Origin of the sequence: Streptomyces sp. NPDC056347 (assembly GCF_042262625.1) — a bacterium.
Lineage (GTDB): Bacteria > Actinomycetota > Actinomycetes > Streptomycetales > Streptomycetaceae > Streptomyces.
Window position 1 is genome coordinate 105,826 of sequence record NZ_JBHJQP010000001.1, and the last position, 16,407, is coordinate 122,232.

The 16,407-nt window shown below is 71.7% G+C and carries 19 protein-coding genes and 1 tRNA gene; 5 read left to right on the top strand and 15 right to left on the bottom strand.

Annotation, left to right across the window (positions count from 1 at the left end):
- Positions 1 to 20 precede the first annotated feature (20 nt).
- Positions 21 to 557, bottom strand: coding sequence for a MarR family winged helix-turn-helix transcriptional regulator (locus ACFCV8_RS00505; protein WP_376683010.1), 537 nt, complete (start codon positions 555 to 557; stop codon positions 21 to 23).
- Positions 558 to 1,141: 584 nt separating this feature from the next.
- Between ACFCV8_RS00505 and ACFCV8_RS00510 the strand changes: the two genes are divergently transcribed.
- Positions 1,142 to 1,357 carry a hypothetical protein gene (locus tag ACFCV8_RS00510; protein WP_376683011.1) on the top strand — a complete coding sequence of 72 codons (216 nt, stop codon included), beginning with the start codon at positions 1,142 to 1,144 and terminating at the stop codon, positions 1,355 to 1,357.
- A gap of 42 nt (positions 1,358 to 1,399) precedes the next feature.
- On the opposite strand, the gene ACFCV8_RS00515 is transcribed toward ACFCV8_RS00510, so the two are convergent.
- From ACFCV8_RS00515 to ACFCV8_RS00560, 10 genes are all read right to left on the bottom strand, one after another.
- Positions 1,400 to 2,182, bottom strand: a complete 783-nt coding sequence (locus ACFCV8_RS00515) for a hypothetical protein (RefSeq protein ID WP_376683012.1) — start codon at positions 2,180 to 2,182, stop codon at positions 1,400 to 1,402.
- A gap of 66 nt (positions 2,183 to 2,248) precedes the next feature.
- Complete coding sequence (locus ACFCV8_RS00520; protein ID WP_376683013.1) at positions 2,249 to 3,109, bottom strand: RNA polymerase sigma factor SigF; 861 nt, start codon at positions 3,107 to 3,109, stop codon at positions 2,249 to 2,251.
- 235 nt (positions 3,110 to 3,344) lie between these two features.
- A complete protein-coding gene (locus ACFCV8_RS00525) occupies positions 3,345 to 4,223 on the bottom strand; it encodes an RNA polymerase sigma factor SigF (RefSeq protein ID WP_376683014.1) in 879 nt (292 codons plus the stop codon).
- Between the two features lie 202 nt (positions 4,224 to 4,425).
- A complete protein-coding gene (locus ACFCV8_RS00530) occupies positions 4,426 to 4,719 on the bottom strand; it encodes a Dabb family protein (protein WP_376683015.1) in 294 nt (97 codons plus the stop codon).
- 12 nt (positions 4,720 to 4,731) lie between these two features.
- A complete protein-coding gene (locus ACFCV8_RS00535; protein ID WP_376683016.1) occupies positions 4,732 to 4,896 on the bottom strand; it encodes a hypothetical protein in 165 nt (54 codons plus the stop codon).
- A 442-nt stretch (positions 4,897 to 5,338) separates the two neighbouring features.
- Positions 5,339 to 6,265, bottom strand: a complete 927-nt coding sequence (locus ACFCV8_RS00540) for an FAD-dependent oxidoreductase (RefSeq protein WP_376683017.1) — start codon at positions 6,263 to 6,265, stop codon at positions 5,339 to 5,341.
- An 82-nt stretch (positions 6,266 to 6,347) separates the two neighbouring features.
- A tRNA-Ser gene (locus ACFCV8_RS00545) sits at positions 6,348 to 6,432 on the bottom strand.
- Positions 6,433 to 6,477: 45 nt separating this feature from the next.
- Positions 6,478 to 6,906, bottom strand: a complete 429-nt coding sequence (gene tadA, locus ACFCV8_RS00550) for a tRNA adenosine(34) deaminase TadA (protein WP_376683033.1) — start codon at positions 6,904 to 6,906, stop codon at positions 6,478 to 6,480.
- Positions 6,907 to 7,041: 135 nt separating this feature from the next.
- Positions 7,042 to 7,635, bottom strand: a complete 594-nt coding sequence (locus tag ACFCV8_RS00555; RefSeq protein WP_376683034.1) for a hypothetical protein — start codon at positions 7,633 to 7,635, stop codon at positions 7,042 to 7,044.
- Positions 7,636 to 7,855: 220 nt separating this feature from the next.
- Complete coding sequence (locus ACFCV8_RS00560; RefSeq protein ID WP_376683018.1) at positions 7,856 to 8,188, bottom strand: hypothetical protein; 333 nt, start codon at positions 8,186 to 8,188, stop codon at positions 7,856 to 7,858.
- Between the two features lie 103 nt (positions 8,189 to 8,291).
- Between ACFCV8_RS00560 and upp the strand changes: the two genes are divergently transcribed.
- Complete coding sequence (gene upp, locus ACFCV8_RS00565; protein ID WP_376683019.1) at positions 8,292 to 8,927, top strand: uracil phosphoribosyltransferase; 636 nt, start codon at positions 8,292 to 8,294, stop codon at positions 8,925 to 8,927.
- A gap of 45 nt (positions 8,928 to 8,972) precedes the next feature.
- Here the strand turns inward: upp and ACFCV8_RS00570 are convergent, their stop codons facing one another.
- Both ACFCV8_RS00570 and ACFCV8_RS00575 read right to left on the bottom strand, forming a co-directional pair.
- Positions 8,973 to 9,575, bottom strand: coding sequence for a LytR C-terminal domain-containing protein (locus ACFCV8_RS00570; RefSeq protein ID WP_376683035.1), 603 nt, complete (start codon positions 9,573 to 9,575; stop codon positions 8,973 to 8,975).
- Between the two features lie 208 nt (positions 9,576 to 9,783).
- Positions 9,784 to 10,080, bottom strand: a complete 297-nt coding sequence (locus ACFCV8_RS00575; protein WP_072488263.1) for a type II toxin-antitoxin system VapB family antitoxin — start codon at positions 10,078 to 10,080, stop codon at positions 9,784 to 9,786.
- Between the two features lie 420 nt (positions 10,081 to 10,500).
- On the opposite strand from ACFCV8_RS00575, the gene ACFCV8_RS00580 reads away from it, so the two are divergent.
- Positions 10,501 to 12,060, top strand: coding sequence for a helicase HerA-like domain-containing protein (locus ACFCV8_RS00580; RefSeq protein WP_376683020.1), 1,560 nt, complete (start codon positions 10,501 to 10,503; stop codon positions 12,058 to 12,060).
- A gap of 27 nt (positions 12,061 to 12,087) precedes the next feature.
- On the opposite strand, the gene ACFCV8_RS00585 is transcribed toward ACFCV8_RS00580, so the two are convergent.
- Positions 12,088 to 12,708 (bottom strand): HhH-GPD-type base excision DNA repair protein, encoded by a 621-nt coding sequence (locus tag ACFCV8_RS00585; protein WP_376683021.1) that lies wholly within the window; start codon positions 12,706 to 12,708, stop codon positions 12,088 to 12,090.
- Between the two features lie 258 nt (positions 12,709 to 12,966).
- On the opposite strand from ACFCV8_RS00585, the gene ACFCV8_RS00590 reads away from it, so the two are divergent.
- On the top strand, positions 12,967 to 13,797 hold the full coding sequence (locus tag ACFCV8_RS00590; protein ID WP_376683022.1) for a DUF4157 domain-containing protein: 831 nt from the start codon (positions 12,967 to 12,969) through the stop codon (positions 13,795 to 13,797).
- A gap of 203 nt (positions 13,798 to 14,000) precedes the next feature.
- On the opposite strand, the gene ACFCV8_RS00595 is transcribed toward ACFCV8_RS00590, so the two are convergent.
- The gene (locus tag ACFCV8_RS00595) at positions 14,001 to 15,317 is read right to left on the bottom strand and encodes a hypothetical protein (RefSeq protein ID WP_376683023.1); all 1,317 of its coding nucleotides are present in this window, start codon (positions 15,315 to 15,317) and stop codon (positions 14,001 to 14,003) included.
- A gap of 209 nt (positions 15,318 to 15,526) precedes the next feature.
- Here ACFCV8_RS00595 and ACFCV8_RS00600 point away from each other — a divergent pair, with 209 nt between their 5' ends.
- Complete coding sequence (locus ACFCV8_RS00600) at positions 15,527 to 16,153, top strand: response regulator transcription factor (RefSeq protein WP_376683024.1); 627 nt, start codon at positions 15,527 to 15,529, stop codon at positions 16,151 to 16,153.
- The last annotated feature ends 254 nt before the right edge of the window (positions 16,154 to 16,407 follow it).

The window sequence follows — 16,407 nt, forward strand, 5'->3', positions numbered from 1 at the left end:
AGTCCTTGTCTTTGCTTCTGTTACACAGGTGTACGGGTGTGTACGTCGCTGTCGCGGCTGTCGCGGTCGCTGCCGACCGGCCGGGATCGGCAGTCGTCGCCGTGCTTTCCGGGGCCGCACCCGCCGGTCCCGCGGCAGGCGAAGCTGTCGCGCAGCCGGGCCAGCAGCGTGTTGAGCTGCCCGACCTCGTCGTCCGACCAGTCGGAGAGGTTGTGGGCGAACATCTCGGTGGTCCGCCGGTTCAGATCGCCGAGTACGGCACGTCCCTCGGGGGTCAGCCGCAGGATGCGGGACCGCTTGTCCGCCGGATCCGGGGACCGTTCGATCCAGCCGCGCTCCGCCACATGGGCGACATGACGGCTCGTCACCGACATGTCGACGTCCAGCAGCTCGGCCAGCCGGCTGATCCGCATCTCGCCGTGCTGCCGGAGCAGGGCCAGCACGGCGGCGGACCCGGCCGGACACTCGGCGGGAAGGATGCGGGCGAGACCCCGTTTGACGGCTCCGACGGCGCTTAGTTGCCGGGCCAGCTCTTCGTACTGACTCCGTGCGGCCACGGGACCCCCAGACATCTCACCGGTGCATCTTGTTGCTTAGGGCAACCATAGAAGCCGTTGGTTGCTGCAGGCAAACGAAAGGTGGCTTGCAGAAGTAAAGGAACGCAAAAGGCTGCGTAGGGCCGGAGTCAAGCCCGCAGCGTAGGGGCTACGTGTGGGGCGCAGTGTGTGTCATGCCACAGCAGAGAGCCCGGTGACGCTGCTTCTGCCCCGGCCCGCCCCGGCTCACCCCTCCGGTCGGCCCGCACCGCCCTGCTGCCGGACGCCGCCGATCCCCGTCGTGCTCCGTCGGCCCCGGCCACGAACTCCGCGGGGGCTTCGCGTGTCCTGCTCCGCCCCTGCCCTGCCCCGCCTCGTCCCTCGTCGGGTGCCGCCCGCCCTCGCGGCCCCTGCCGCCTCTGCCGCCGCAGGGCTCCGTCCGCCTCTCCTGCCGCAGGGCTCCGTCCGCCTCGGACGCCCCCTCCGCAGGACGCCGCCCGCCCCCGCCCCGGACCGGATGCGTACCGCCGCCTCCTCTCCCCCCCCTTCCCCTTCCCTGACCCGGGGGTTGGGCGGTGCGGCCGAGTTCGCTAGGGTCCTGGCACATGGCACACAACCCCCACGCCCCGCAGGGCCCCGAGGGCAACCACGACCCGGCCGGCAGCACGCAGATGTTCCGCGCCTTCGTCGACGAGGGCGAGCCGCAGCGTCGGCAGCAGCCGGCAGCCGTCGCCTCGTCCGGACCGAGGGTCGGGGTGATCGTCGGCGCCGTCGTGGTGATCGCCGCCCTCGCCGCGGTCGCCTGGCTCGCGCTCGGCTGACCGCCCCGGTCGCCGACCGGCGTACCCGCCCCCCGTCCCCCGTCACTTCGATACGGCGGTGACGTCCCGGGTCTCGACATGCATGCCCAGGGGCACCCGCCAGGCGTCCACGCAGACGGTGTACGTCGCCGTCCGCGCCGCTCCCGCGTCGATCGGCGCGGGCAGCGGCCCGGTCGACTCCACGGTCGCCCAGTCGACCCCCAGCGAACCGATCACGTGCGTGGCGAACGTGACCGTTCCCGAGCGCACCGGCGATCCTCCGGTGTTCCGGAACTCGACGGTCACCTTCTCGCACCAGCGCTCGTCCGCCGCCTCCCGCACCGGGGTGCCCACGCTCAGCACGGCGGGCCCGGAAGGCGTACCGGGGCCCGAGGGCGACGAGGGGGCGGAAGGCGTCCCGGGCCCGGAAGGCTTCGAGGGTCCCGAAGGAGCCGAGGAGCCGGAAGGCGTCGAGGGGGCCGAAGGCCCGGTGGCGGGCCGGGACGCCCTTCCCGCGCCGCGCCCGGGAGTGCCTGAGGGGGAGAGGGAGGCGTCACCGGTCGCTCCGCCCGAGGGGCCCCTCCCGTTGCCTCCGCCCTTCCCGCTCCCGCCGGCCCCGCGGCTCCCGCCGCCCGGGTCGAGCGGGACCATCGTGACCTTGCCCGGCGCGTCCCCCGCGCCCGCCGCGGCCGCCCCGGGGTCCGTACCCGCCGCCCCGAGCGCCGCATGGCCCTCGCCCGTCGCGCCGCCGCAGGCGGCCAGCACCCCGCCCAGACACAGCACGGCCGCCGAGGCGGCGATCAGGGTGCCCCGGCGGCCGTTCGATCCGAGAATCCGACGTCGCATCGCGCCAGTGTGGCTGACGGTCCGTCAAATCGGAAGGGTCGCGCTCCGGTACGGAAATCCACGGCGTCAGTCGGCGATGAGTCCTTCCCGCAGCTGGGCGAGCGTGCGGGTCAGCAGCCGGGAGACGTGCATCTGCGAGATGCCGACCTCCTCGCCGATCTGCGACTGGGTCATGTTGGCGAAGAAGCGCAGCATGATGATCTGGCGCTCGCGCGGCGGCAGCTTGGCCAGCAGCGGCTTGAGCGATTCGCGGTACTCGACGCCCTCCAGGGCCGAGTCCTCGTAACCGAGCCGGTCCGCGAGGGAGCCCTCGCCGCCGTCGTCCTCGGGGGAGGGCGAGTCCAGCGAGGAGGCGGTGTACGCGTTGCCGACGGCGAGCCCGTCGACCACGTCCTCCTCGGAGACGCCGAGCGCCTTCGCCAGCTCGGGCACGGTCGGCGAACGGTCGAGCTTCTGCGCGAGTTCGTCGCTGGCCTTCGTCAGGGCCAGCCGCAGCTCCTGGAGGCGGCGCGGCACGCGCACCGACCACGAGGTGTCGCGGAAGAAGCGCTTGATCTCCCCGACGACGGTCGGCATCGCGAACGTCGGGAACTCCACGCCCCGTTCGCAGTCGAACCGGTCGATCGCCTTGATCAGGCCGATCGTGCCGACCTGGACGATGTCCTCCATCGGCTCGTTGCGGCTGCGGAACCGCGCCGCGGCGTACCGCACCAGCGGGAGGTTCAGCTCGATGAGTGTGTCCCGTACGTAGGCGCGCTCCGGGCTGTCAGTGCCGTCCGGGGACGGTCCGAGCGCGGCGAGCCGCAGGAACAGGGAGCGGGACAGAGTGCGGGTGTCGATGGCTTCCGGCGAGCTGGTGAGCACAGCGGGTGCCGGTTCGCTCTTCGTGAGCGTGAGCACCTTCGAGCTGCCCTGTTCTGCGGACATGCCACCCCCTTTGAGGTCGCGGACGGTCGCGTGAGCCGCGACCATCGGAGGAACGCAGCCTCCACCTGAATACCGGAGGCGAGGCCACGGCAAACGCGGTTCCCGCAGAATGTCACATGTCGGCAACACGCTGTAGTGACATGTCGACAAGTCTTTGTGACATAAGCGCAGTTAACAAGGGGTGTACGCCATTCGGGCCGCGTGAAACGGACTTCGCGTGCTCTACCCGATCCGGTTACGCGTCGATCCTGTTTGCGGACCGGAGCCGGGCGAAGCTGCGGGCCAGCAGTCTTGACACATGCATCTGGGACACGCCCAGCTCGGCGCTGATCTGGGACTGCGTCAGGTTGCTGTAGTAGCGCAGCAGCAGAATGCGCTGTTCGCGTTCGGGCAGCTGTACGAGCAGGTGCCGTACGAGATCGCGGTGCTCGACCCCGGCGAGGGCCGGGTCCTCGTAGCCGAGCCGGTCGAGCAGGCCGGGCAGTCCGTCGCCTTCCTGGGCGGCCTCCAGCGAGGTCGCGTGGTACGAGCGCCCCGCCTCGATGCAGGCGAGCACCTCGTCCTCGGAGATCCTCAGCCGCTCGGCGATCTCCGCGGTGGTGGGCGAGCGGCCGTGGGCGGTCGTCAGGTCCTCGGTGGCGCCGGTGACCTGGACCCAGAGCTCGTGGAGCCGCCGGGGGACGTGGACGGTCCGTACGTTGTCCCGGAAGTATCGTTTGATCTCCCCGACGACGGTCGGCATCGCGAAGGTCGGGAACTGGACACCGCGCTCCGGGTCGAACCGGTCGATGGCGTTGATCAGCCCGATCGTGCCGACCTGGACGACGTCCTCCATCGGCTCGTTGCGGCTGCGGAACCGCGCCGCGGCGTACCGCACCAGCGGCAGGTTCGCCTCGATGAGAGCCGCCCGTACCCGGCCGTGCTCGGGGGTTCCGGGCTCCAGGTTCTTGAGCTCGCCGAAAAGCACCTGGGTGAGCGCCCGGGTGTCCGCCCCCCGGCTCCGGGCGGCCTTCACCGCCCCGGCGGGCGCGACCGGATCAGCCTGACCGGGCTGACCGGATTGGCCGGGCTGACCGGGCTGGGGAGGCACTTGAGGCGCTGCACTGGCCGGCACGATCAAGCCACCCCTCTGCGGTCAACTTCATCAACTCATCCATCAAAAGCGGTCATAGCATCACAAGACATGCCCACTGTGTGCAAGCACCGTATAGCGTCGTGTTGGGTTCAACTTGGTTTAAAAACCAGAAAAAGCCCCTCACCGTGATGGTGAGGGGCGTGCGGGCGGTGCGGACCGAAGGGGATCCGGCCTGTCCGAATCAGAACGGGTAGTCGGCGATCACCCAGGTGGCGAATTCGCGCCACTGACCGGCGGCGGCCTGGTGGGCGGGGTGCTCGATGTAGCGCTTCAGCGCGTCCTGGTCGGCGACCGCGGAGTTGATGGCGAAGTCGTAGGCGATCGGCCGGTCCGTGATGTTCCAGGCGCACTCCCAGAACTCCAGCTCGGGGATCTGCCCCTCCAGCTCCCGGAAGGCCTTCGCCCCGGCCACGGCCCGCGGGTCGTCCCGCTCGACACCGTCGTTGAGCTTGAACAGGACCAGATGGCGGATCACGGCCCACTCCTCTTATTTGATGAGCTCGGACATGAACTCGCCGACGCCCTGTGCGGCACTCGCAATGCCCTCGAACCCTACCTGTACGAGGTCGGCCGCGCGGGCTGGGGACGTGATGATCGTGTACAGCACGAAGCCGACTATCACGTAGAGAGCTATCTTCTTCGCTTGCGCCATCAGCCCCTGCCTCCCCTTCGGCCGCCTGTGTCGATCCCCTGCGCAGTCGGGTGATTCTATCCGTACGTATGGCCGGATCCCTTGGAGCACCGCAGCCCCTCACATCACCTTTAGGGACCAAGGACCCACCGATCGAGGTCCTTCGCCCGCCCGCCCGGACCCCGCGAAGGAGCAGGATGGACAGTGAGCCCGGCGGATGAGGCAGGAATCCGAAGGGCGAGGAACGGCCCTCACTGTGGGGCCCTCCCAGCGGTCCATCCCCCCCCCCCGGACCGCACCGAGGGCTTGAGGTCCGTCCCCACCGGGGGAAGCGGCTTGTCCCCCCGATGCCGCTTCCCCCGACCTGCGTCTTCCCTCGACCTGCGTCTTCCGCCGACCTGCGTCTTCCGCCTCTGCGGCGAACACCTCTGAGCCCCGCCCCCGCACTTCGCCGGGGCGGGGCTCACTCCGTGCTGTCGGCCGGTACGCCGCGGGCGGCGTAGTACGCGCGGAGGGCGGCTTCGGCGCCGGAGCCCAGGGCGGTCTGGATGCGCTGGTAGCGGGCGGACCGGAGGTCGCCCGCGACGATGAGGCGAGGGTGCTGGGCGGTTGGCGGGCAGTATCCGGACGAGACGGGGCGGAGGTCGCCCGGTGGGGGTGCGGGGGCGTTGCCGATGCTCAGGTAGGTGGCGTCGGCCGTGAGGTGGTGGGGAGTGCCCCGGCGGTCCCGGGTCTCGGCCGTCGCCGGCGCGTGCAGGGTCAGATGGGTCACGGGGTGCAGGGCGACCCGGGGGTCGTCCCGGATCTCCTCGACCTTGTAGTCGTCGCTTGCCGGGTACGCGACCAGCAGGCGGGTGCGCGTGTCCGGGTGGGCGCGCAGGAACGTGCCGATCGGACGGTCGCCGCCCAGGACGAGGAGGGTGCGGCCTTCGGCGTCCTCCGGCCCGGCCCGCCAGAGCGGGGGGAACGGGGAATCGCAGGACGTGGTGATCCAGGAGACGGCACGGGGCTGGACCGGGCCCACTCCGGTGGCGACGACCGCGTGCGGGGCGGTCAAGCGCCGACCGCTGTCGAGGGTGGCGGCCACGTGGTCGTCGTGGGCGCGCAACTCGGTGACACGGCGGCCGAGTTCGAGGCGGCAGAGCGGGGTGTCGATCAGTTCCCGGGTGATGGCGGTGGCCAGGGTGGTGCCATCGGTGTGGCCGCCCATGACGTTGTTCAGGGCCGGGATGCGGTACAGGTTGCGGCAGAGGGCGTCCGGCTCGATCAGGACCGAGCGCATGCCCACGCTCGCGGCCGTACGGGCCGCCGCGCAGCCGGCCGGGCCTCCGCCCACGACGAGGAGATCGGTGCCGAAAGGGGCGGCGGAGGTGCGGGGCGGCGTGGGCATGGGGGTATTCCAGCACCCCTGGGCACGCCGGGAGAGAGAAACCCGAAGGGCCCGACGCGATGCGTCGGGCCCTTCACAAGAGCGGTAGCGGAGGGATTTGAACCCTCGGTGAGTTTCCCCACACTCGCTTTCGAGGCGAGCTCCTTCGGCCGCTCGGACACGCTACCGAGAGAGAGCTTAGACCATCGTGCGCCGGGAGAAGAAATCGGTTCTCAGTGGGTACGGAAGAAGGCCGTCAGGAGGCTCGCGCACTCCGGTTCCAGGACGCCCTGGACGACCTCCGGGCGGTGGTTGAGGCGGCGGTCGCGTACGAGGTCCCAGAGGGAGCCGGCCGCGCCCGCCTTCTCGTCCCGGGCGCCGTAGACCACCCGGTCCACCCGGGACTGGACCAGGGCGCCCGCGCACATCGTGCAGGGTTCCAGGGTGACGACCAGGGTGCATCCGGTGAGGCGCCACCGGCCGAGGGACGCGGAGGCCCGGCGCAGGGCGAGAACCTCGGCGTGCGCGGTCGGGTCGCCGGTCGCCTCGCGTTCGTTGTGGCCCGTGGCGAGCAGGGCGCCGTCCGGTCCGAGGACGACGGCGCCGACCGGCACATCGCCGGCCCGCGCCGCCAGATCGGCCTCGGCCAGGGCGCGGCGCATGTGCGCCCGCCACGGGTCTCTCACGGGGTCGTGCAGGTCGTGCGGGTGGTTCGGGGCGTACGGATCGTTCGGGTGCGCCGCCGGGGCCCGGGTCTGCGGCTTCGGCGGTACCGGTGGTTCGCTCACCCGCGGACCTTAACGGACGGTCTCCTGGACCTCGGCCGCGCCCAGCGCGTCCTCGATCTCTGCCAGCGCGTCCGTACGCAGCATCAGCAGCTCGGCCTCGGGGAGCCCGAGATCGGCCAGGATGAGGGTGTCGCCGAGCGGGCCCGCCGGTACGGCGTCGGCGCCGAATCCGTCGTCGTCCGGGTCGTCGGAGTCGGTGTCGGAGGTGAGGTCGGAGGTGGTGTCGGAATGGTTGTCGGGGGTCGGGTCCGGGGCGCCGTCCTCCGTGCCGTCGAGGCCGACGAGCTCTTCGAGGGCGGCGATCGTGTCCTCGGCCCCGGGTTCACGGCCGAGCAGTTCGTCGGTGAGCAGGATCTCCCCGTACGAGGAACGGGCGGCGGCGGTGGCGTCCGAGACGAAGATCCGGGGGTCGTCCTCACCATCCACCCGGACGACGCCGAACCAGGCGTCCTCCTGCTCGATGAAGACGAGCACCGTGTCCTCGTCCACCGAGGCGTCGCGGGCCAGATCAGTCAGGTCGGACAGGGTCTCCACATCGTCGAGTTCCGTGTCGCTCGCTTCCCACCCGTCTTCGGTGCGCGCGAGCAGTGCGGCGAAGTACACCGTGACTCTCCCACTGGTCATAGGGGTGTCGGTCCGGCGGGAGGGCATCCGGTGGCCCGGCTGTCCTGAGTCCCGCCCTATCGGAATCGTGGCAGAAACTAGGCCCTCGGGAGAGGAGTTCGGCCGTTGCGTCGGCCATCAGTTCTCCTGGACGCGGCCAGCAGAGGGACCCCGGGCCGCGTGTACCCGGCGGTCGGACCCGGCGTGCGGCCGGGCACGGCTACCAGCGGAAGGTGCGCATGCGCATCGCCTGACGCATCCGGGCCGCCCGCGCACGCCGGGGCTGGACCCGGTCGCGGAGCGCCTTCGCCTCGTGGAGCTCGCGCAGGAACTGGGCGCGTCGCCGGCGCCGGGACGCGTCGCTCTCCCCCGGGTCCTGGAGACTTTCCGGGTCCTGAAGACTTTCCGGATCCTGGAGACCCTCCGGATCCTGGTGGCTCTGTGAGTCCTGCCGGGCCCGGAGGCCCTGCGGTTCCGGCGATTCCTGCCCGTCCCGCGCACCGTGCGCGTCCGGCTGGTTCCGCTTCCGCTTCCGCTTCTCGCCGTCCGGCATCGACTCATCACCCCAAGGCTGGGTCCGTATGCCCCCACCTTCCCCCCGAACATGCGGTTGATGCCAGCGCACGGGTGCGGGAGGCCCGGTTACTGTTGAACCCATGCGGATCCACGTCGTCGACCACCCACTGGTCGCGCACAAACTCACCACCCTGCGCGACAGGCGCACCGACTCCCCGACGTTCCGGCGCCTCGCCGACGAGCTGGTCACCCTGCTCGCCTACGAAGCGACCCGGGACGTGCGCACCGAACAAGTCGACATCCAGACCCCGGTCACGGCCACGACCGGCGTGAAACTGTCGTACCCGCGGCCCCTGGTCGTGCCGATCCTGCGGGCCGGCCTCGGCATGCTCGACGGCATGGTGCGGCTGCTGCCCACCGCCGAGGTCGGTTTCCTGGGCATGATCCGCAACGAGGAGACGCTCAAGGCGGAGACGTACGCCACCCGGATGCCGGAGGACCTCTCCGGCCGTCAGGTGTATGTCCTGGACCCGATGCTGGCCACCGGCGGCACGCTGGTCGCGGCCATCCGCGAGCTGATCGACCGCGGCGCGGACGATGTCACCGCGGTCGTGCTGCTCGCGGCGCCGGAGGGCGTCGAGGTCATGGAGCGCGAGCTGGCCGGCACGCCGGTGACGGTGGTCACCGCCTCGGTCGACGAGCGGCTCAACGAGAACGGCTACATCGTGCCGGGCCTCGGTGACGCGGGCGACCGGATGTACGGCACGGTCGACTAGGAACCCCTGTCCCGAGTGCGGCTGCCGGTACGTGACCGGCAGCCGTCAGCAGGACGGGGCGGGCGCCGGCTTCGTCAGCTCGGCGAGGGCCGCGGCCGCTGCCGCGGGCGTGTCGAACGCCGTGAACTTCTTGCCGAGGATCAGATCGACGTCCGCCGTCCGGCGGGCGTCGGTCTTCGGCATGGCGCCGTGCAGCTGCGTGCCGAGCACCGGGAACGAGCCGTTGGTCGCCGAAGGGGCGCCCAGCAGCACACCCGGTCCGGGGACCTTCTTGTCGTACGCGGCCGGGGCGTTGCCCACCTTGCCGATGGTGAAACCGCGCTTCTCCAGCTCGTCGGCGGCCTTCTTGGCGAGGCCGCCGCGCGTCGTCGCGTTGTAGACGTTGACGGTGATCTTCTTGGGCGTCGGCAGCGCCTTCACGGGGGCCGCGGCGCCGGACGGCCCGGTGGACGGGCAGTCCGTCTTGTGGTCCGCGGCGTCGGTCTTCCGGTCACCGCCGGTGAAGACGTCGATGAGCTGCATCGTGCCCCAGCCGGCCAGCCCGAGGGCGACCACGGAGGCGGTGGCAGCGAGGACGAGTTTGCCGCGGCGCCGGGGACGGCGCATCCGTGGGTACGTGTTGCCCGTGATGCGGTACTTTCCGCCCATGCCGGGGGGAGTGAGCATGCTCATGGGCGCAGCGTAGTGCGGCCCGCTGATGATGCCTACTAAATGATCAACGGATCGCACCCGTCCGAGTGCGAATGCACCCGAACGAACCCCGGGGCGGCCCGCGGGCCGTACAGGGGCCCGTCCGCCCCCGGAGCCGCCGGGGCGGTGAGGCTGCCGGGGCCGTGGGGAGCGGGGCGCCGCTTCGTCAGCCGAGTTCGAGCACCCGGGCGTGCAGGACCTGGCGCTGTTGAAGCGCGGCGCGGACCGCGCGGTGCAGTCCGTCCTCCAGGTAGAGGTCGCCCTGCCACTTCACGACGTGCGCGAACAGGTCTCCGTAGAACGTCGAATCCTCGGCGAGGAGGGTTTCGAGGTCCAGGTTGCCCTTGGTGGTCACCAGCTGATCGAGGCGGACCGGGCGCGGCGCGACGTCCGCCCACTGCCGGGTGCTTTCCCGGCCGTGGTCGGGATAAGGCCGCCCATTTCCGATGCGCTTGAAGATCACACGGAAAGCCTACCGGGCAAGAGCCTCCGGGCGCAGCCATGGCGCCGGACTGCGATGCTGGCGAGAACGCCACAAAAGCAGGCATTCCGGAATGGGGCCCTGATGAGCGACAGCGACGGCGCGGGCGGTGGCACGGCCAACGGCACGGGGCCGGTTGCCGGTTTCGGGGCTGGTCCGGGGGGCGACGAGGGGGTGGGCGACGGCATTTCGCCGGGCGCGGGCGGGGGTGCCGGCACAGGCGCGGGCGAAAGGGTGGGTGAACGCGCGGGTCCGGGCGTGCCGCGGGGCGGGAGCGCGGGCGTACGGGATGCGGGCGCCGGTTCCGGGGCCGGTCCGGGCGCGGGAGCGGGAACGGGTGGTGGCGCGGAGGGCGGTGCGGGAGCGGGCAGTGGCGCGGAGGGTGATGCGGAGGGTGGTGCGGTGCCGGGTGCGGACCGTGGCGTACTGCCGGAGCCGGCGCGGAGCATCGCCGCCGGGTACGCCGTCGCCGGGGACGCGCTCGAACTGGGCGCGCTGCTGTGGGACGGGGCCTGTCTGCCGGGTGCGCCGATCCGGATCCCCCTGGCGATGCTCAACCGGCACGGGCTCGTCGCGGGCGCCACCGGGACCGGCAAGACCAAGACGCTCCAACTGGTCGCCGAGCAGCTCTCGGCCGCGGGCGTCCCCGTCTTCCTCGCCGACATCAAGGGCGACGTCTCGGGCATCGCCGCCCCGGGCGTACCGGGCGGGAAGACCGAGGGGCGGGCCCGGCAGGTGGGGCAGGAGTGGCGGCCGGAGGGCTTCCCCTGCGCGTTCTACGCGCTCGGCGGCATCGGCCCCGGCATCCCGCTGCGGGCCACGGTCACGAGCTTCGGCCCCGTGCTCCTGTCCAAGGTGCTCCAGCTCAACCGGACGCAGGAGCAGTCGCTCGGCCTGATCTTCCATTACGCCGACGCCAAGGGGCTGGAGTTGGTGGACCTCAAGGATCTCCGGGCGGTGGTCGCTTTTCTCGTATCGGACACCGGGAAGTCCGAGCTCAGGGAGATCGGCGGACTTTCCACGTCCACCGCGGGGGTGATCCTGCGGGCGGTCACCGTCTTCGAACAACAGGGCGCCGGTGATTTTTTCGGTGAACCGGAATTCGATACGGCGGAGTTCCTGCGGCGGGCGCCGGACGGGCGGGGGATCGTCTCGGTGCTCGAATTGGCGGCGGTGCGGGACAAGCCGCAGCTCTTCTCCACCTTTCTGATGTGGCTGCTTGCCGATCTCTTCCATGATCTGCCGGAAGTCGGCGATCTCGACCGGCCGAAGCTGGTCTTCTTCTTCGACGAGGCACATCTGCTCTTCGACGGGGCCTCGAAGGCGTTTCTGGAATCGATCACCCAGACCGTGCGGCTGATCCGTTCCAAGGGCGTGGGCATCTTCTTCGTCACGCAGACACCGAGCGATGTGCCCGCCGAGGTGCTCGCGCAGCTCGGGAACCGGGTGCAGCACGCGCTGCGGGCCTTCACCCCGGACGACGCGAAGGCGCTGAGGGCGACCGTGAGGACCTTCCCGAACTCGCCGTACGACCTGGAGGAGTTGCTGACAGGGCTGGGCATCGGCGAGGCCGTGGTCACGGTGCTGAGCGAGAACGGCGCGCCGACGCCGGTCGCCGCGGTCCGGCTGCGGGCGCCGAGGTCGCTGATGGGGCCGTACCCGGCGGCGGCACTGGACGCGGAGGTGCGGGCCTCGCCGCTGTACGGGCGGTACGCGCAGGCGGTGGACCGGGAGTCGGCGTACGAGAAGCTGAGCGCCGCGGGCCGCCCGGAGGAGGAGCGCCCGGAGGATGAGCGGCCTGTGGAGACCAGGACGCGGGCGAAGTCGGAGAAGGACGACGCCTCACTGGTCGAGCAGGTGGTGTCGAGCGGGATGTTCCGGTCGCTGGCCCGGTCCGTGGGGACTCAGCTGGGGCGGGAGATCTCGCGGTCGCTCTTCGGGACGGCCCGGCGCAGGCGGTAGCCGCGGCCGTGCTGGCGGGCGCGGTCGTTACTGTTCGGCGGCGCGTTTGTCCGCTTTGGCCGCCTGCTTGAGGTGCTGCTTGTACGCGCGTACCTCGGCGAGCGACTCCGGGCCCGTGATGTCGGCGACCGAGCGGTGCGATCCGGCCTCGCCGTACGGTCCCGCCGCCTCCCGCCAGCCCTTCGGCCGTACGCCGAACTGCTTGCCCAGGAGCGCCAGGAAGATCTGCGCCTTCTGGGCGCCGAAGCCGGGCAGCGCGTTCAGCCGTTTCCGCAGGTCGGCCCCGTCGGACGCGCCGGTCCACACCGCGCTCGCGTCGCCGTCGTACTCCGCGACCAGGTACTGGCACAGCTGCTGGACCCGCTTGGCCATGGAACCGGGGTAGCGGTGCAGGGCGGGCTTCGTGGTGAAGAGCTCGGCGAACGCCTCCGGCTCGTACGCGGCGATCTCGTGGGCGTCCAGATCGTCGCCGCCCATCCGCCGCGCCAGGGAGTACGGGCCGCTGAAGGCCCACTCCATCGGCACCTGCTGGTCCAGCAGCATGCCCACCAGGGCGGCGAGCGGGCTGCGGGCCAGGAGCTCGTCGGCCTCCGGCTCCTGGGCGATCCGCAGGGTGACGGGCGGCCGGTCCTTGTCGCTCTTGGTCATGCCCCGATCATCGCGACGGTGGTGCGGCCCGGCCACTTCACCGGGGGCGGGTGCGCCCGTTTGCCGTACGGCGGGCGCGAGGGGCACGGGCGGCGGTGCGGGGCCCGGCGGTGTACGGGCGGGGCCCGCTGCCCGAACGGGCAGGACCGGGTGCCCCCGGCCGGCGGGGTCCGGGCTGGACGGGGCACGGGCGGCGTCGTGATGGTGGAACGGTGAGGCCATCATGACGCGCCCCCGACCGGGACGCGGGCAGGGGAGATGACGATGCACGCACAGGAATGGGACCAGGAGCACGACCACGCCGGGCACCACGACCACGACCACGACGGGTCCGCGCACGCCGCGCGGACTTCCGAGGTGCGGGAGCCGGCCGACACCGGGCAGCTGTACCGCGCGGCGGCCGCAGGGCGGCCCGATGTGGTCGGCGTCGGCGGCATGGGCGTGCTGCAGCGGGCGGCCGGCAACAGCGCCGTCAGGGCGATGCTCCAGCGCAAGGAGGAGCGCAACGGCGAGGAGGAGCGCTCCCCCGTGCACGATGTGGTCTCGTCGGGCGGCGGGGCGCCGCTGGACACCGACACCCGGACCGACATGGAGGCCCGGATGGGGGCGGACTTCTCCGACGTGCGCGTCCACACCGACTCCGCCGCCCACGAGTCCGCGAAGGGCGTCGGCGCGCACGCGTACACGGTCGGCAGCAACGTGGTCTTCCAGCGGGACGCCTACGACCCGTCCTCGCCGCAGGGCCGCACCACCCTGGCCCATGAGCTGACCCACGTGATCCAGCAGCGCAACGGCCCGGTGGACGGTACGGAGGCGGCGGGCGGCATCCGGGTCAGCGACCCGTCCGACCGGTTCGAGCGCGAGGCCGTCGCCAACGCGGACCGGGTGCTCGCGGACCCGGCCCCGACGGCCGCGGCGGAGGCCCCGGCACCCGCACCCGCACCCGCGCCGGCGTCGGCCGCCGGCCCGGCGGCGGTGCAGCGGGCCGCGACGGAGGACGAGGACGAGCAGCCGGCCGATGTGCAGGGCTCCTTCGTGCAGCGGGCGAAGGAGGGCGGCGAGGAGGAGGAAGAGGCCCCGGCCGAGTGAGCCGGAGCCTCTTGCCGCGCCCGGTGGGGGCCGTCGGCTCGTCGTGCGTGCCGGACCGTCGGTTCGCTTGGTCCGTCAGTCCGTCAGTCCGTCAGTCCGTCAGCCCGCCAGCCCGCCAGCCCGTGCGTGCGCCACCCCGTGCGTGCGCCAGCCCGTGCGGCCGCCAGCCCGTGCGTCCGCCAGTCCGTCCGTGCGTGCGTGCGTCAGTCCGTCGCGTTCGTCTTCATCGTGCCGCCCAGGAACATCGACTCCGCACACCGTGAGGGCGTCGGCGCGTTCACCGGCTTGCCGACCTTCCGGCAGTCGACGGTCAACGTGACCTTGCCGCCGGCGGGCACCATGATCGGCGTGACGAAGTGGTAGTCGGAGTCCCGGAAGTTCTCCAGCGCCAACCGGAACAACGGCGCGTCCCGCCCCGAGGAGACCTCCAGCGTCCCCCCGTCGCCCTGCGGGTTCTGGACCACGATGTCGGTCAGCTGGAACGTGTGCCCGCTGGGCACCTGGAGCGCGGTGGACGTGTTCGAACCGCCGCCCACCGAGTCCTTGACCTGCACCTGGGCGCTGGTCGGGGTGGTGACTCCCGGGTCGGAGGAGTCGCCGGAACTCGGTGAGGGGCTCGGTTTCGGCGAGCCCCCGTTCGCCCCGGAGGAGTCGCCGCCGCCCGAGGCGCCCGCCGTGCCGCCCTTCTCGGGGGCCTTGCTCTTGTCGGCCGCGGCGGCGGACCGTACCGCGTCCGGGGTGATCGCCTCCCTCGCCGCCGACTTCACGGCCGGGCGCAGCAGTGCGTACCAGAGCCCCACCAGCGCGATCAGCAGGACGGCCGCCAGGATCAGGGCCCGGGGCAGCCAGCGCGGCAGGATCGGCTCCTGCTGGTAGGTGCCGTCCACGACGACCGGCGCGACCGGGGCGCCCTCGCCCACCTCCGGGGTGGCCAGGAGCTGGAAGGAGTGCGTGAGGGGGATGCCGCGCCACACGCGCTTGACCGGGCGGATCCGTACCTTGCCGAACTCCGCCCGGCCCGGCTCGATCCGCAGGGAGTCCGCCGCGAACGAGACCCGCGCCCGTTCCGTACCCGGCCGGGAGCCCAGCCGTACGGTCAGCGGGGCGTTGCCCCGGTTGTCGACGGCGAGCTGATGCCGTCCGCTCCAGGCACCGTGCGAGCTGCGCGGCACCAGTTCGGCGGTCGTCTCGACGAAGGGCAGTACGGTCACCTTCCCCTCGGGCACCACCGTGTCGCCCTGCTCGCTGGTGGGCACCACCCGGATTCCGAAGGCGGTCTCCCCCGCGGGCACGGTCGAGTCCCGGGGCGGGCGCAGCCTGAGGGAGACGGTCTGCGTGTCGCCGGGATACAGCGAGAGCGTGGCCGGCTCGACCGTCGACCAGGCGGCACAGGCACCGAGCACCTCGAAGCGGTACTCCTCGACGGTGCTGCCGGAGTTGAGGATCCGCAGGGGGAGGGCCGTCTCCTCGCCCGGTGCGGCCGTGACGGATGCCTCGTCGAGGCTTGCCGTGAGACTCATAGGGCGCACCGTAGGTTCGGCACTGATCGTCGGCATCGGCCGTGGAGGAACACATCCGGGCAGATTCCGTGCCCGGATCGGCTTTTTTGTTTCCCTCTAAGGAAACCCGGGCATCTTTTGACCGCCTCAGGCGAATGAGGCAGACGAAACAGCCGTGTTGGTTGTGTTCGACGTGATGCCATCGGCTGTTGCCCAGGGGGAGCATTGCCATGGATCGCACCACTGTCGCATTAAGGGCCCAGGACCCGATCTCTCAGGCGGGTGTGGCCAGCCAATTACGGACGCGGCCCGAAGTCAGTGTGGTGGAGTGGGGGGAAGGGGAGGCCTCTCCGCAGATCGTGATCGTCGTCGTGGACACGGTCGACGAAGTGGTGCTGACGATGCTGCGGCACATTCAGCGCACCAGCACTTCGCGCACGGTTCTGGTGACCACGGACATCGACGAACAGAAACTGGTGAGTGCCGCGGAGTGCGGTGTCGCCGGGGTGGTCAGGCGTTCCGAGTCGACGCCGGAGCATCTGGTGCAGGTGATCGGCACGGTGGCGCGGGGCGAGGGGCATCTCCCGTCCGACCTGCTGGGCCGTCTGCTGGAGGAGGTGGGCCGTCTCCAGGGTCAGGTGCTCGGCCCGCGCGGGCTGCACTTCACGGGGCTCGCGGCGCGGGAGGTGGATGTGCTGCGGCTCGTCGCGGAGGGATACGACACCGCGGACATCGCCACGAAGCTCTCGTACTCCGAGCGCACCATCAAGAACGTGCTGCACTCGGTGATGACCCGGCTGCAACTGCGCAACCGCTCGCACGCGGTGGCGTACGCGATGCGGCAGGGGCTGATCTGAGCCGCTCGCTCCGCGGGGTCCCGCTGCCCTTTCGGGCAGCGGGGGCTTCCCGGGGGTGTGACTTCCGTACCGCTGCGCGTGCGCCGTCCGCGCGGGACCCTGACGCCCGGTGTGCCGATCGACATCCGGCGGGCCGGGCCGGGTCGGGCGAGAACGGGGGAGGCTTCCGTGCGCTGGTTGCAGCCGCTTCGGCGGACGTCACGGTCACGGCCGGGCGGGAGGCCGGGTGGGAGGCCGGTTGGTCGGGCGTCCGG